A 14,754-nucleotide genomic window follows, 5' to 3' on the forward strand; every position below is an offset into this window, starting at 1 on the left:
CTTGGATACTCCGCGTTATCCGCTGACTGCCGTTGTCGGGCAGGAGCACGCACGGCGCGCACTTTCGATTGCGCTCATCAACCCGCGTGCGGGAGGCCTCCTGATCTCCGGCACGCGGGGCACGGCAAAATCCGTTCTCGTTCGTGCGGCAGCACCGTTTACACCAGCTGGAAAAATTACGGAACTGCCGCTTGGAGCGTCGGAGGATATGATCTTCGGCACAATCGACGTGGAGACGGCCCTGCAAAAAGGCGAGCGGCGCCTGCGGCACGGCCTGCTGCATCGTGCACGCAATACCTTTCTCTATATGGACGAGGTCAACCTCCTGCGTGAGGATATTCTGTCTACGGTTTTGAAATGCGCAGGGGATGGTTCTTTTCGCCTCGAGCGGGACGGGCTGTCGTTCACCGAGGAGGTTTCCTACACGCCTGTCGGCACGATGGATCCCGCAGAGGGCACGCTTCGCCCTGCTCTGCTGGATTCTTTCGGCATGTTTGTGACGATGGAGGAGGAGGGGGACGCGGCGCAGCGAAGTGAGATCGCCGCACGTGTACTCGCATACGAGCGCGATCCGGCATCCTTTCATGCCTCCTATGCTGCGCAGGAGGAGGCATTCGGAGCGATGATCAGCCGTGCCCGCGCATTGCTGCCGCGCGTAGAGGCCCCGTCTGCCATTCTCCATTTTGCGGCCGCCTGTGCTGCGCGTGCATGTTGTGTCGGCAACCATGCGGAGATTTATCTCATCGAGGCGGCGTGTGCGATTGCAGCGCTCGCAGGAAGATCGTTCGTCATGCCTGCGGATGTGGAGGAAGCCGCGGAGTTCGTGCTCGTGCATCGGATGAGCCGCCCGCAGGAGGAACAGCAGCCGCCGCCCGATGCTGGAAATACACCGGAGCAGGGCGGGAATGACTTGCCGAATGAGCCGCAGGAAGCACCTTCTCCGCAGGATGACGGAGGGGCGGAGAGTCCTCATGAAGTCTCGTCGGAGAACGAATCCCAGAATGCTCCTCAGGACCGGGAGGACGATCCGTCCTCGCCGGAGGAGACGCATGCAGATGGAGACGATCGTGTCGCAGCACCGCTTGAGAACATCATGGCGCGACTCTCGCTCCTCTCCATGACGATGCGTGCGCAGGGAGGAAAGAGCGGAAAGCGCGACATTGTTCAGACGCATACGGCGGACGGACGCTGTCTGCGCACGGAACTGCCGCGTTCTGGTGCCCGGCTCGATCTCGCGCTCTCCGCGACGCTGCGTGCAGCAGCCCCGTATCAACGCACGCGTCAGGGAACGCAGACGGTTGTGATCCGTCCTGAGGATGTGCGTGTTTGGGTGCGTGCGAAACGCGCGGCAGCAAATATTCTTTTTCTTGTCGATGCGAGCGGTTCGATGGGAGCACGCGAGCGCATGAGGATGGTGAAGGGCGCGATCCTTGCCCTCCTGCAGGATGCATATCAAAAGCGCGACCGCGTGGGGCTGATTGCCTTTCGGCGGGATCGTGCGGAGACACTCCTCCCCATGACACGCAGCGTGGAACTGGCGGAAAAGCAGCTGCGCGATCTGCCGACGGGCGGACGGACGCCGCTTGCCGAAGGGCTCGCCTGTGCTCTGCAAACGCTGCGAGAACTGGAGCGCAAAGGCTGTGAGAAAACCGTGCTTGTCCTGATCACGGATGGTCGGACGAATGCGGCGCGGGATGGAGATGACGGCGTACAGCGTGCCCTGTGCGCAGCGGAAGAGATCGCAGGAACGCAGGCACTCACGCTTGTTCTTGATACGGAGCGCGGTGTGCCGCGGGTTGGGGCTGCACCGGAGATTGCCCGCCGCATGGAGGCGCGTTATTATACGTTGGAACAGCTCTCAGCTGAGGGGGTGCTCGAGATTGTCCGCGCATCCCGCAGCATGCAGATGTGATTGCACAGGAGGTCATCAGACATCGTGGAACTGGCCAAGCTGACAACGGGGGACGTTGCTTACCGATATGACAAGAGCATTGCACTGTTCTTTTCCGGTGCACGCAAGGTGCTCAGCACATCGCTTTACAACGGGGGATACCATGAGGACTTTACAGCGGTGTTCAACCGCGATATGACGCAGGGGGCAGGCATGCCCTGTGAGGAGTTCGCTTCAACCTATGTGGAGAGCATGCGCATCGTTGCGCAGAGGATCGGTCTGGATCCGGATCGTACGACGGGGATGGGGACAGCCGCACAGATGGAGAACGTCTCCATACAGTCGCGCAGCTACAAGGAACTTACAGTGACTGCCATTGTAACGGGAGGTGTGGAGACCAACGGAGGACGTGTCGGCGATCCGGCATCGTATTACAAGACTGTTCCGAAGAAATGCGGAACGATCAACATCATCCTTGTGATCGACGCAGATCTGCCGCCGGGGATTCTCGCACGTGCACTCGTTACCTGCACCGAGGCAAAGACAGCGGCGCTGCAGGAGCTCATGGCAGACAGCCGGTACTCGTGTGGGCTTGCAACGGGCTCCGGCACAGATCAGACGATCATTGTCGCCAATGCGGAGTCCACCCTGTACTTCGAGGGGGCAGGCAAGCATTCCAAACTCGGCGAGCTGATCGGACAGGCGGTGATCGCGGCGGTCAAGGAGACGCTCGCAAAGCAGTCGGGGCTCACTCCCGCACATCAGCATAATCTTCTGCGTCGTCTGCGTCGTTTCGGCATTACCGGAGACTCTCTCTGGCACGACTATGAGGCACGAGGCGTGACGAGGCGTCTCATCAAACCTCAGTTTCTCCAGATGCTCCATGCAGTGGGGGAACATTCGGGGGGATTTGCCCTTGGTGTGGGCTATATCCACCTCTATGACGAATTCCTGTGGGGGTTGCTGACAGAGGAGGAAACATGCGCAGCAGGCGGGCGTCTCCTCACGGAGATGGCGCACTGTGCTGGTGTGCCTCTACCGGCAGTGCCTCAGGGGGGAGAGTCCTATATGGACGCGATGGCAACATTCCTTGTAGATTCTGTTTGTGTGAGGGCAGAGGAGCTGCCGGAAGGAGAGACGTTATGAAGATTGCGCTCTACACCAACATTCTGCGCGTTACTGTGCTCGCACGCCGATGCACCGCCTATATGGAGGAACCCGAGGTGTGCGTCTGCCCTGTCAGCGGCATGGACGATTGGAATGCGATGCGCGCAGAGGCAGATCTCCACATCTTCCTCTGGATGGGCACAGGACTCGACAATGACTTCTTGAAAAAGGCGTCACGCAATTTGCAGAGGAATCGGACGCCGCACCTGATCGTCGTGGACAATGCCGATCATGATAAGGTGACATATGGGTTCTCGGAGGAGCAGATTCAGACGGCATGGGCATATTTTCGCTATGACGGCGAGGAGAATATGCGCAATCTTTTTTACTGGCTCGGCAGCGCGTTTGGCGGGCTTGCCTGCACAGCAGAGCCGCCGCGTCCGCTCGCGTGGAACGGCGTCTACCATCCGGACTGGGCGGGGGATCCCGAGGACATCGCGGGATATCTCGCCTCGCATTATGAGGAAGGGCGTCCGACGGTCGGCATGATCTTCTACCGTTCGGAATGGATTACGGGGGACTTCACCTACCATACTGCGCTCGTTCGTGCAATCGAGGCGGAGGGGATGAACGCGGTCGCTGTGTTTTCCAATTCCTACCGTGACGAACGCGTAGAGTCGCCGACGTTGATGGATGCGATCCGCAAGTACTTCTGCAGGGATGGAGAGTCCTTTGTCGACGTGATCATCAGCACGATGAAGTTCTCTATCAAGGCAGGCGGCACGCGCATTGAGGATCTCTATGAACTCGGCGTGCCCATTCTCGAGGCGTATACGGTACTTGCAGAAAAGGAAGAGTGGGAGCGCTCTCCGGCGGGACTCGACCCTATGGAGGTCTCAATGAGCGTTGCCATGCCGGAGTTTGACGGCGTGATCCATGCTGTGCCGGTCGCAGCGAAGGTGCGCGACGAGTATGGTGAGATCAGCTATGCGGCACTCGATGAGCGTATGGAGCGGATCGCGCGCAAGGCACGCAAGTGGGCGGCGCTGCGGCATAAGCCGAACGCGGAGAAGAAGATTGCCATTGTTTTCCACAACTATCCGCCGACGAATGCGAACATCGGAAGCGCTGCGGGGCTTGATTCGCCGGAGAGCGTGCTTCGTCTGCTCGCGGCAATGCGTACGGCGGGCTATCTTATGGATGAGATTCCGGAGAGCAGCAAGGCGTTTATGAAGCTGCTGACGGATCACGCGACGAATGACCGCCGCTTTATGAGCGCGGCACAGGCAAAGTCTGCCGATGGACAGCTGACGGCAGAGCAGTATCGCGCATTTTTCACAGAGCTGCCGGAGCAGGTGCGATCGCAGCTGACAAAGGACTGGGGCGATGCACCCGGCGATGTGTTCAACTATGACGGGACCCTGCTCATCCCGGGCACGCTGAACGGGAATCTGTTCATCACGGTGCAGCCACCGCGCGGGTTTGGTGAGGATCCGGGGAAACTCCTGCATTCACCGGATGCTGCACCGACGCATCACTACATCGGGTACTATCACTGGCTGCGTGACATCTGGCAGGCGGATGCTGTGATCCACGTCGGAACGCACGGATCGCTCGAGTGGCTGCCGGGAAAGAGCACCGGACTGTCCAATACCTGCTATCCGGATGTGTCGCTGGGCGATCTGCCCGACATCTACCCCTACTGGATCACGATTGTTGGGGAGGGGATTCAGGCGAAGCGCCGCGGTGCGGCATGCCTCATCAGCCATCTCTCGCCGCCGATGCAGCTGGCAGGAGGATTCGAGGAACTCGAAGAGCTCGAGCAGGCTCTCGATGAGTACGTCCACTTCCGTGCGACGCAGCCGGACAATATTGAGGCTGCGCAGGATATCGTCCGTGAAAAGGCGGCCGCCTGCCATTTTGAGGATGAGATTGATGAGGGCGATGACTTTGACGATTATACGGCGCGCCTCCACAACTATGTGACAGACATCAAGAACATGCAGATTCGCACGGGCTTGCACATTCTCGGGCGTGCCCCCGAGGGTGAGGGACTGATCGACTTCCTGTGCGCACTTGTGCGCATGGAACATGGGGGGGAGAAATCCCTCGTTCGCCTGCTTGCCGCGCAGGCAGGCTATGACTATGAGGAACTCCTCACACACAGCGAGCGTATGACGGCAGATGGGATGACCTATGGCAGGAAACTGGACGCGGTCGAGGCAGAGATGCGCGCGCTCATCTCCTTCCTTGCAGCACATGACTATGCACCGGATGCCATCGAGCAGGCAATGGCACTTCCCAGGATTGCCGCTGCCTCTGCGGAGGTGCGTGCATCATTTTCCCATGCATTGCACGAGATTGTGGAGGATATGGTGCCGCGTCTGCGCCGTACAGAGGGGGAGATTACGGAGACGCTGCGTGCGCTCACAGGCAGATACATCGAGCCAAGCCCTGCGGGAGCACCGACGACAAACGGCGTGGATGTGCTCCCAACGGGGCGGAATTTCTACGGTCTCGACCCGCGCTGTATGCCGACGCCTGCTGCATGGGAGTACGGAAAACAGCTCGGTGATGCCCTCATCGAGCAGTATATCAGCGATGAGGGGCGCTATCCGGAGGCAGTTGGGATTGTCTTCTGGGCGGGCTCGAATATGCGCAGCCACGGGCAGTGCATCGCAGAGCTCTTCTATCTCATGGGGGTGCGTCCCATATGGCTGCGTCCCTCGCAGCGTGTCTGCGGTCTCGAGGTCATCCCCATCGCGGAGCTGAAGCGGCCCCGTATCGATGTGACGGCACGCATCAGCGGACTGTTTCGCGATGCCGTTCCGAATGCGGTGCATTGGGTCGATGAGGCAGTGCGCATGGTGCGCGATCTCGATGAGAGCGACGAGGAGAACTATGTGCGCAAGCATGTTCTCGCAGATACCGCTTGGCTTGAGGAGCAGGGGGAGAAGCGAGAGAGTGCATGGGAACGCGCCTCCGTACGCATCTTTGGCGACCCACCGGGTGCGTATGGTGCGGGCATCGGTGACCTGCTCGAATCGAAGGCATGGGAGACGCTTGACGATCTGGCGGCGGTCTATACGCGGTTCTCGGGAACCGCATATGGCGGTGACGGATACGCGCGCGGCTATGACCCCGAGGTGTTTCAGCGCCGCATGGCGGGGCTTGATGTCACAGTCAAGAACGAGGACACACGCGAGACGCATATGTTCAGCTCGGATGACTACAACGCCTATCACGGCGGCATGATTGCGACTGTACGGGCACTGACGGGCAAGGCTCCGCGTTCCTACACGGGCGACTCGAGTGACCGGCAGCGCATTGTCCTGCGCAGCGTCGCAGAGGAGGCAGCACGCCTCTTCCGCGGAGAGGCGATGAATCCAAAGTTCATCGAGGGCATGAAGGAGCATGGCTACAAAGGGGCGTCCGATCTCGCGAACTATCTTGCGCACAGCTATCAATGGGATGCGACAAGCGGCGTGATGAAGGATTGGATGTACGAGGGCTACGCGCGGAAATATGTGCTGGATGCGGGCATGCAGGAGTGGATGCAGGATGTCAACCCGTGGGCACTTCACCGCATGGCGGAGACTCTGCTCGAGGCACAGCAGCGCGGCCTGTGGAACGCATCCGAGGAAATCCTTGCAGAGGTGCGCAGTCTCTATCTTTCCATTGAGGGTGATCTTGAGGAGCGTTCGGAGGGGACCGTATGAGCTGCAAAAAACAATTCATTGCCTTTTTCGTAGCGGCTCTCACCGTATGTTTTCTCACGGGCTGCATCGACCTTTCCAAAGAGCCGACAGGCGGCTATCAGGTCACGGATGTGGAGGGGACGGTCGTTACATTCAAGCACAAACCTCAGCGCATTCTGACTGTCAGTGCCGGTACGGATGAGCTGATGCTCGGACTTGTGGAGCCGGAGCGCATGGCGGCGATCAATGAATCTCTCGCCGATCGGGAACATACGAATATCCCGTGGGTGTGTGACCGGATTCCAACGGTCATCCCCCGCAGCCCGTCGGTCGAGCAAATTGCGGCGCTGCATCCGGATCTCGTCGTTGTGACGCCGTGGATGCCGCGTGAGAACATCGATGCCATCCGCGAGCTGAATGTGCCCGTTCTTGTCTGCAAATCTGCTGCGACCATGGAGGATATTCATGATAATATCCGACTCTATGCGGCGGCTGTCGGTGAAGTGGAGCGTGGGGAGAAACTCATCGGCATGATGGAGGAAAAACTCGCGGAGATTCGCAGCAAGATAGCAGCGGTTCCAGAGGAGAAGAAGCATAAGAGCATTGCTCTCATCTCCATCATGGTGAACTACGGCGGTGCGGGATGCACCTTTGACGAACTTTGCCGCTATACGGATTCGATCAACGCCAAGGCGGCGGCAGGCAATCGCATGGGGCAGGAGATGACGAAGGAGCAGCTCGTTGCAGCGAACCCAGACTACCTCTTTTTCCCAAGCTATGAAGATGGTGCGACCAACGAGGAGAACTACGGACGTCAGTATCTGGAGGACCCCTCGCTTGCGCAGATGACTGCCGTGCGGGAGCGACAAATCGGTCATCCGTGGGCGCGCTACGTTTACAATCTCTCGCAGGACATTGTGTATGGTATTCAGGAGACGGCGTGGATTCTCTATGGTGACGAGTTCAAACAGTCGCGGCATGAGTTTCTTACGGCCGTGGAATAAGGTGATCCTATGAAAAAAATTGCCTTCTACGGAAAGGGCGGCATCGGAAAGTCCACGACAGCCGCAAATGTATCTGCCGCGTTCTCTCGCATGGGACGGCGCGTCTGCCAGATCGGCTGTGATCCGAAGAATGACTCGACGCGCCTTCTGCTCGGCCGTATTGCGCCCTCCACGATCCTCGATCTGGAGCGGGAGAAAAAGGGAGCTGCGCTGACGCTCGCAGACCTCGTGCATGAAGGGTTCAGCGGCATTCGCTGTATTGAGGCCGGCGGGCCGGATCCCGGCGTTGGCTGTGCAGGACGCGGAATTATCGTTGCGCTCGAGCGCCTCAAGGCACTGCATGCGTTTGATGACCTCGATGTCGTTCTCTACGATGTCCTCGGCGATGTGGTCTGCGGCGGCTTTGCCGTGCCCATCCGTGAGGGCTATGCCTCGGAGATATACATTGTTTCCTCGGGCGAGCTCATGTCACTCTATGCGGCAAACAATATCGCGAAGGGGGTGCGCCGTTTCGCCGAGCGCGGTGCGGTGAAGCTCGGCGGCATCATCGGCAACGGCAGGGATGTCCTGCGCGAGCGAGAGCTGCTCGAGGCGTTTGCTGCACGTATCGGCACACAGCTCATCACCTACATCCCGCGGTCGCGCGCTGTGCACGAGGCGGAGATTCATCGGCAGACGCTCATCGCCTATGCGCCTAATTCGGAGCAGGCGCAGCACTATACGGCACTCGCGCAGGCGATCGATACGAATGAAATGCTGACCGTTCCGACACCGATGGAGTTCGAGGAGCTCGAGGATCTGGTGGAGCGCTATGGGGATTGAGGTCAAGCGCGTCGGCGTCCGTCGGACGAACTGCAGCTGCAGCATGCCGGGCGTCTGGCGTGCGCTGTCCTTTGTGCGCGGCGCACTTGTTGTCTTTCACAGCCCGCGTCCGTGTGCGCATATTGCGCACGGCATGGATGTGAGCAGCTTTCACCGGCTGACGGCAGCGGGGACCTCCGTACATCTCTCTCCTGTGCCGCTCCTGACAAGTGGCCTTGGAGAGAACGAGGCGATTTTCGGCGGCGAGGACCGACTGCGGGAGTGCATTCGTTTTGGCGCAGAGAAGTATCACCCGCAGGCCGTATTCATCGCAAACTCCTGCGTCAGCGGCGTGATCGGTGATGATACGAAGGCGATCGCGGAGGAGATGGAGGAGGAGCTGGGGATTCCTGTCATGGCGGTGTCGGCGCATGGTTTCCTCGATGGAGAGTACTATGCGGGCTACCTCGATGCTGCACGTGCGCTCGTAGACCGCTTCATGCATCCCGCAGAACGGAAGCCGGGAACCGTTGCCCTCCTCGGTGACTGCGGGGGCATGCACGGAGAATATGTGAAGGAGCTGCGGCGGCTGCTCGCCCTGCTCGATCTCAAGGTGACGGCGCAGTTCCCGTCGTATCTGGCGCTTGATGAGATGCAGGCGGTGCCGGAGGCGGAGCTCATCATTCTCCTCGGACGTCGGATGGACGATGAGAAGCAGGCACAGCTTGCAGCACTCGCGGAGCATATGCATGAGCGCTTTGACACGCCGTATCTCGCCGATGTTTATGCCGTCGGCGCGGAGGAGACAAAGACCTGGCTGCGCCGTGTCGGCGCACTCTGTCACCGAGAGGAGGCGGCAGAGCATGCCATCGCATCGGAGGAGGCGTCCTTTTCCGCAGTTGTCGAGAAGGCGCGTGCTGATCTCGCGGGGCGAAGATGCGGGCTTGCGATTGGCCGCGACCTTACATGGTTTCAGCCGGAAATCATCCTGCGCCTGCTGAACAAGGCCGGCGTTGCGCTGTCCGGAATCGTGCTGTTGGACTGTTTTATGCCTGCGCGGCGTGAAGTGATGGAGGAGGCACTGCGGTGTCTGACCGATGTCCCTATCTATTACGAGGGGGATGCAGCAGCGGATGAGATGCTGCATGCGGCAGACTTCGTTCTCACGACCCATGAGCTCGTTGATGCGAAGCTGCGCCAGCTTTTCCTCGCATTGCTGCCGTCGGTCGGATGGTCGATGGAACGTCGGCTGCTGGACGATATGCGGCAGATACTGCACCGGCATGAGAGCAGAGGAGGGTTGATCTATGGCTGAGCAGGAGAAATCCTTCGACGATGTTTGTATGTGCACGGATACCTGTGCACTTGCAGGTGCATCTGCCTTTTTTGCGGGGCTGCGGGATGCTGTCATTGTCGTCAACGGACCTCTCTGGTGCTATTTCTTTGCGATGCGGCATATTGAGCACAGCCAAAGCACGATCTCACACCGTATGATCTGCACGCAGCTGGATAATGACGCCATTGTATTCGGCGCGGAGGAATATCTGCACGAGGCTCTTGCCCCGTATGTGGAGCAGCCGCCTCCGCTGCTCGCGATCATCAGCAGCTGTGCAGCGGGCCTCATCGGCGACGACATTGAGGCGATTGCGCGCGGGGCAGGGCTCTCCTGCCCGATCGCCGTGCTGGACAGCAGCGGTCTCGCAGGGAGTTTTGCCGATGGCTGGGATAAGGCTGCATGCGCCGTGCTTTCAGCATTTCTGCCTGAACGGCACGCGGGACAGGCGAATGCGGTCAATCTCATCGGCGTGACGAGTGCCTACTACAACGGGGAGAACGATGCGCACGAACTGATGCGGCTCCTTGCGCTGGCGGGATACCGTGTCAATGCTGCTCTGGGCTGCGATATGTCTGCGGCGGATCTGAGCGGTCTGACGCAGGCAGCGCTGAATATTGTTGTGCATGACGAACTCGGGGGCGGTGTTGCACGCCTGCTTGCGGAGACCTGCGGCATGCCCTGCATTGCACCTCTGCCTCCCTACGGCCGCGCGGGAACGCGGAAGTGGCTCGCAGAGATCGGACGTGTGCTGCCCGCTCCCCGTGCCGATGCTGCGGAAGAGGAGATCACGCGCGTTACGCGCGAGGACTTCCTGCGCATCAACGAGTGCAAAAGCCTCTGGGGAGAACTCCGCTATGAGACGGCACTCATTCGTGCGCCCCGCTCCACGGCTTGGGGGATCGCGCAGGCGCTGCGTACGGAGTGGGCAGATGTCTGTCATCTCGCCGTTGCGGCGGACGCTGAGGGCGTGCCGACAGCAACTCCGATTGCGGATGAGCTCCTAAGCGAGACAGATGCACTCCGGATACAGGAGCTGCTCTCCACGATGGAAAACGGACTTCTGCTTGCGAGCAGCAATGAGTCGGCGCATATCAATCCGAAGCGAGCTCAGTATTTTGGCGTCGCCTATCCTATGCAGGATGCACTTCATCTGACTGATTGTCCCTTTATGGGATTGCGCGGCGCCCGTCATATAGAGGAGCAGTTATGGAACGGCAATATCCAACGACGAAAAATTTTAATCTTGTAGCATGAATCTCAGTTAATGTTTTATGGTATAATTCGGCCATAATCAATGGAAAGGAGAAGGCTGTGCATCAGAAAAATATCATGATCTTTTTCCTCTGCGTGCTGAGCATTCTGCTTACCGCATGTGGTGTACCAAGTGGCACAGCGGAGAAGACGGCAGCCTATACGGTGACGGATATTGAGGGGACAGCGATCGATTTTCCCGCACCGCCGAAGCGTATCCTCACACTCTCAATGAGTACGGATGAGACAATGCTCGGCCTCGTGGAGCCGGAGCGCATGGCTGCGGTCAATGGTCTGCTCGATGATCCCGTCAGTTCCAACATCACAGGGCTTGTCAAGGAGATCCCGCGGCGCATCGGCAATCCAACGATTGAGGAGATCATGGCTCTGCAGCCGGATCTTGTCGTCGTGCCGGATTGGGGAGATCTCACTATGGTGCCCTCTCTGCGCGAGGCGGGACTCAAGGTCATCGTCTGCAAGGGAGCGCGAAACCTCACGGAGATTCGTGAGACAGTTGCACTTCTCGCTGAGGCAGCGGGGGAACCGGAGCGTGGGCAGAAACTGCTCTCCATGATGGATGAAAAGCTGACAGAGATCCGGGAAAAGGTGAATAAGATCCCGCAGATAGAGCGCAAGCGTGTTGTCCTCATCTCGCTCATGGGGGGGTATGGCGGGCTTGGCAGCAGCTTCGATGAAGCATGTCGCTATGCGGGCGTCATCAACGGACGTGCCGAGCTTGGCATTCGTGATTTTCAAGTGATGACGAAGGAGCAGCTCGTTCAGATCGATCCTGATATACTCTTCCTGCCGACGTATAACGACCAAGGTAATTATGATGTTGCCAAATTTCGCAGAGACTATCTGGAGGATCCGTCCCTGCAGACCATGAAGGCAATTCGAAACAAGGCGTTTGCAGAGCCGTTCGAGGGCTATATCTATAACTGCTCACAGGATTTTGTCTTTGGTGTGCAGGAGATTGCGTACCGCGTATATGGGGATGCGTTCAAGCAGGGAGAGTCCGAGCATCTTTCAGCCGTTCCTTGACAGTGTGGGGGGATTTATTTGAGTGAAATGATTCGTGCTGAGACCATCTATGCTGGATACAATGGGCAGGTCATCTTGGAGAATGTGTCATTTACCGTGGGAACGGGGGAGATCGTCGGGCTGATCGGGCCGAATGGCGCAGGAAAGAGCACGCTTCTCAAAACACTGAGAGGCATTCTTCCCCTGCTTTCAGGATCTGCCGCGCTGATGGGTGTGGACATTGAGACGCTTCCTGCCAAGGATTTTGCGCGTCGTGTGGCGTATCTGCAGCAGCACGTGGAGATGACCTTTGCTTATACGGCACGCGATGTCGTTCTCTCTGGGCGCTACCCCTATCTCTCGTGGTGGAGTCAGGAAAAGGCGGAGGATCTTGCAATCGCCGAAGCGTGCATGGCGTATACGGGCGTGTCGGAGCTCGCAGATAAGCCCCTTCACGCCATGTCGGGCGGACAGCGTCAGCGTGTGCTGCTCGCGAAGGTACTTGCTCAGCAGACGCCCGTCCTCTTTCTCGATGAGCCTGCGACGGGGTTGGATCTCATCTATCAGGAGGAGATCTTTCGCTTTTGCCGTGAACTCGCTGCGGCGGGCAAGACGGTTCTGCTCGTGGCGCATGAGCTGAGTCTTGCCGCACGCTTCTGCTCGCGGTTGTTGTTAATCGCACACGGGTCGCTCCTCGCTGACGGAGCTCCGCAGGCTGTCTTGACGGATGAACTCCTGACGAAAGCATACGGAGCGCCTGTGCGTGTTGTCGAGAACCCGCTGACCCGTCATGCGGAGATCTATACGGAGGCGTCTGATGGGAGAGAGAACGCGCATCTTCTCAGCGTTATTCTGGAGAGATCAGAGAGAGGGGAGACAGTTGTATGAGTTTTGGACGATCACAGATCTTTCTGTGTGCTCTTGTCGGTGCACTCCTCTTTGCGATTCTCCTGTCTATGAGTTCTGGGCAGTATGACATTCCGATGGAGGCTGTTGCTGCCTCCTTTGCGCACGCGGCGGGACTTCCGATCCTCACGGATGTCGTCGTGACACCGGAGCAGGAGGCAGTGCTGTGGCACATCCGTCTCCCGCGTACTCTCGTTGGCATGATGGTCGGAGCAGGCCTCGGCGTTTCGGGCGCTGTTCTTCAGGGCATCTTTAGCAATCCGCTTGCCGACCCCGGCATCATTGGCGTATCGAGCGGTGCCTCTGTCGGTGCTGTGCTTGCCATTGGCATCGGCGTGACGGCGGGGAGCGTGCTCACACTGCCTGCCTTTGCCTTTGTCGGCTCCATGCTGGCAGTGGGTCTCACCGTATCGTTATCGATGCGGCATGGGCGGATTCCAGTCATGACGCTCCTGCTCTCGGGGGTTGTCGTTGGGATGTTTCTCGCCGCGTGTACGGCGGCGATCCTCACCGTGATGAACGAGCAGAAGATGCAGCAATATCTCTTTTGGACGATCGGGGGACTTGACTATCGTCGTTGGGATCACGTCCTGCTCGGCATCGGGCCGATCGCTGTCGGTGCATCCATCATGGTGCTCCTTGCACGTCATCTGAATCTGCTCGCCTTTGGTGAGGTGGAGGCCCGTGCAGCGGGGATGCCCGTGACGGCATTCCGTCTTCTTTTCCTCGTGCTTGCTTCACTCACGACGGCGGCAGGTGTCTGTATCAGCGGCAACATCGGTTTTGTGGGGCTGGTCGTGCCGCATATGGTACGACTCCTCATTGGCCCCGATCATCGACGTCTGCTGCCAGCGAGTCTCCTTGCGGGTGCGGTATTCCTTGTCCTATGTGATTCTGTGGGGCGTATCCTGCTCCACGGCATGGAGATTCGTGTCGGCATCATGACAGCATTCATCGGTACACCGTATTTCCTGTATCTCCTGCGCAGACACATGAAGACAGGAGGATGATATGGAGAGTGAAATGATTGAGAACTACGGAGAACGTAAGGCTTTTGGGCTTTCTCTCCTGGTGCATTTCATCCTCTTTCTGATCGCATCAGCGTTGGGCCTCTTCTCGATCGCGGAGCAGAGCGGGCAGAGGCCACCAATTGATGTTGTGCTTTACGATTCGGGCGGAGAAGCAGGCGGTGCAGCGGGAGATGCCGCACCTGCGCCTGCTCCTGTGGTCGCTATAGATGACATCGTCGTGGAGGATAAGACACTGCCGCAGCCTGAGGAAAAGCCGCAGCAGCCGCAGCGTAAGGTGCAGCATGCTGCACGCGCAGCTCCTGCAGGAGCAGAAACAGGAAGCGGACAAGCGGCGAGCGGGGGCGGAGGCAATGCATCTGTCGGAACCGGAATCGGAACAGGAACAGGCACGGGAGACGGCAGCGGCGGAACGGGAAGCGGAACGCTGCCCGCTCCGCCAAAGGAGCGTATTGCGGCAAGTCTGCGCTCCGAGTCTGCGCCCGAGTATCCGCAGGAACTCATCGATGACGATGTCGAGGGGGTTGTGACGATCAAGATCCTTGTCGCAGCAGACGGCTCTGTCGAGTCCGTCAGTGTCGAGTCCTCATCGGGGTATCGCGCGATGGACAGAGCTGCGGTCGCTGCAGGCTGGCGATTTCAGTTTAATCCAGGAGACAATGGCCGGCGGGGCGTTTGGACAAAGACGTTCCGCTTTCAGTTGAATTGA

11 protein-coding genes are annotated in these 14,754 nt (G+C 58.9%); all 11 read left to right on the plus strand.

Annotated elements, in window-relative coordinates; translation table 11 throughout:
• Position 1: 1 nt before the first annotated feature.
• The 11 genes from HMPREF1992_RS09570 to HMPREF1992_RS09620 all read left to right on the plus strand — a co-directional run bounded on the left by HMPREF1992_RS09570 (position 2) and on the right by HMPREF1992_RS09620 (position 14,754).
• On the plus strand, positions 2 to 1,912 hold the full coding sequence (locus tag HMPREF1992_RS09570) for a VWA domain-containing protein (RefSeq protein ID WP_021685695.1): 1,911 nt from the start codon (positions 2 to 4) through the stop codon (positions 1,910 to 1,912).
• Positions 1,913 to 1,936: 24 nt separating this feature from the next.
• Positions 1,937 to 3,037, plus strand: a complete 1,101-nt coding sequence (locus tag HMPREF1992_RS09575; RefSeq protein WP_037359513.1) for an adenosylcobinamide amidohydrolase — start codon at positions 1,937 to 1,939, stop codon at positions 3,035 to 3,037.
• A complete protein-coding gene (cobN, locus tag HMPREF1992_RS09580) occupies positions 3,034 to 6,717 on the plus strand; it encodes a cobaltochelatase subunit CobN (RefSeq protein ID WP_021685697.1) in 3,684 nt (1,227 codons plus the stop codon). The genes HMPREF1992_RS09575 and cobN overlap by 4 nt, the downstream gene beginning before the upstream one ends.
• Positions 6,714 to 7,700 (plus strand): ABC transporter substrate-binding protein, encoded by a 987-nt coding sequence (locus HMPREF1992_RS09585; protein WP_021685698.1) that lies wholly within the window; start codon positions 6,714 to 6,716, stop codon positions 7,698 to 7,700. Before cobN ends, HMPREF1992_RS09585 begins: the two co-directional genes overlap by 4 nt.
• A gap of 9 nt (positions 7,701 to 7,709) precedes the next feature.
• Complete coding sequence (locus tag HMPREF1992_RS09590) at positions 7,710 to 8,522, plus strand: AAA family ATPase (protein ID WP_021685699.1); 813 nt, start codon at positions 7,710 to 7,712, stop codon at positions 8,520 to 8,522.
• Positions 8,512 to 9,816, plus strand: a complete 1,305-nt coding sequence (locus HMPREF1992_RS09595; RefSeq protein WP_021685700.1) for a nitrogenase component 1 — start codon at positions 8,512 to 8,514, stop codon at positions 9,814 to 9,816. The genes HMPREF1992_RS09590 and HMPREF1992_RS09595 overlap by 11 nt, the downstream gene beginning before the upstream one ends.
• A complete protein-coding gene (locus HMPREF1992_RS09600) occupies positions 9,809 to 11,086 on the plus strand; it encodes a nitrogenase component 1 (protein ID WP_021685701.1) in 1,278 nt (425 codons plus the stop codon). The genes HMPREF1992_RS09595 and HMPREF1992_RS09600 overlap by 8 nt, the downstream gene beginning before the upstream one ends.
• 80 nt (positions 11,087 to 11,166) lie before the next feature.
• On the plus strand, positions 11,167 to 12,132 hold the full coding sequence (locus HMPREF1992_RS09605; protein ID WP_021685702.1) for an ABC transporter substrate-binding protein: 966 nt from the start codon (positions 11,167 to 11,169) through the stop codon (positions 12,130 to 12,132).
• 27 nt (positions 12,133 to 12,159) lie between these two features.
• Positions 12,160 to 12,999 (plus strand): ABC transporter ATP-binding protein, encoded by an 840-nt coding sequence (locus HMPREF1992_RS09610; RefSeq protein ID WP_021685703.1) that lies wholly within the window; start codon positions 12,160 to 12,162, stop codon positions 12,997 to 12,999.
• Entirely contained in the window at positions 12,996 to 14,027 is a 1,032-nt protein-coding gene (locus tag HMPREF1992_RS09615) for an iron ABC transporter permease (protein WP_021685704.1), read from the plus strand. Before HMPREF1992_RS09610 ends, HMPREF1992_RS09615 begins: the two co-directional genes overlap by 4 nt.
• Before the next feature lies 1 nt (position 14,028).
• Positions 14,029 to 14,754, plus strand: coding sequence for a TonB family protein (locus HMPREF1992_RS09620; protein ID WP_021685705.1), 726 nt, complete (start codon positions 14,029 to 14,031; stop codon positions 14,752 to 14,754).

The sequence above is a fragment of the Selenomonas sp. oral taxon 892 str. F0426 genome (genome assembly GCF_000468035.1).
Lineage (GTDB): Bacteria > Bacillota > Negativicutes > Selenomonadales > Selenomonadaceae > Centipeda.

What these genes read in the sequence shown, in the direction of transcription:
- HMPREF1992_RS09600 (WP_021685701.1), top strand. Translation starts at nt 9,809, where the DNA reads ATGGCTGAGCAGGAGAAATCCTTCGACGATGTTTGTATGTGCACGGAT.
- HMPREF1992_RS09595 (WP_021685700.1), top strand. Translation starts at nt 8,512, where the DNA reads ATGGGGATTGAGGTCAAGCGCGTCGGCGTCCGTCGGACGAACTGCAGC.
- HMPREF1992_RS09585 (WP_021685698.1), top strand. Translation starts at nt 6,714, where the DNA reads ATGAGCTGCAAAAAACAATTCATTGCCTTTTTCGTAGCGGCTCTCACC.
- cobN (WP_021685697.1), top strand. Translation starts at nt 3,034, where the DNA reads ATGAAGATTGCGCTCTACACCAACATTCTGCGCGTTACTGTGCTCGCA.
- HMPREF1992_RS09590 (WP_021685699.1), top strand. Translation starts at nt 7,710, where the DNA reads ATGAAAAAAATTGCCTTCTACGGAAAGGGCGGCATCGGAAAGTCCACG.
- HMPREF1992_RS09620 (WP_021685705.1), top strand. Translation starts at nt 14,029, where the DNA reads ATGGAGAGTGAAATGATTGAGAACTACGGAGAACGTAAGGCTTTTGGG.
- HMPREF1992_RS09605 (WP_021685702.1), top strand. Translation starts at nt 11,167, where the DNA reads ATGATCTTTTTCCTCTGCGTGCTGAGCATTCTGCTTACCGCATGTGGT.
- HMPREF1992_RS09615 (WP_021685704.1), top strand. Translation starts at nt 12,996, where the DNA reads ATGAGTTTTGGACGATCACAGATCTTTCTGTGTGCTCTTGTCGGTGCA.
- HMPREF1992_RS09610 (WP_021685703.1), top strand. Translation starts at nt 12,160, where the DNA reads ATGATTCGTGCTGAGACCATCTATGCTGGATACAATGGGCAGGTCATC.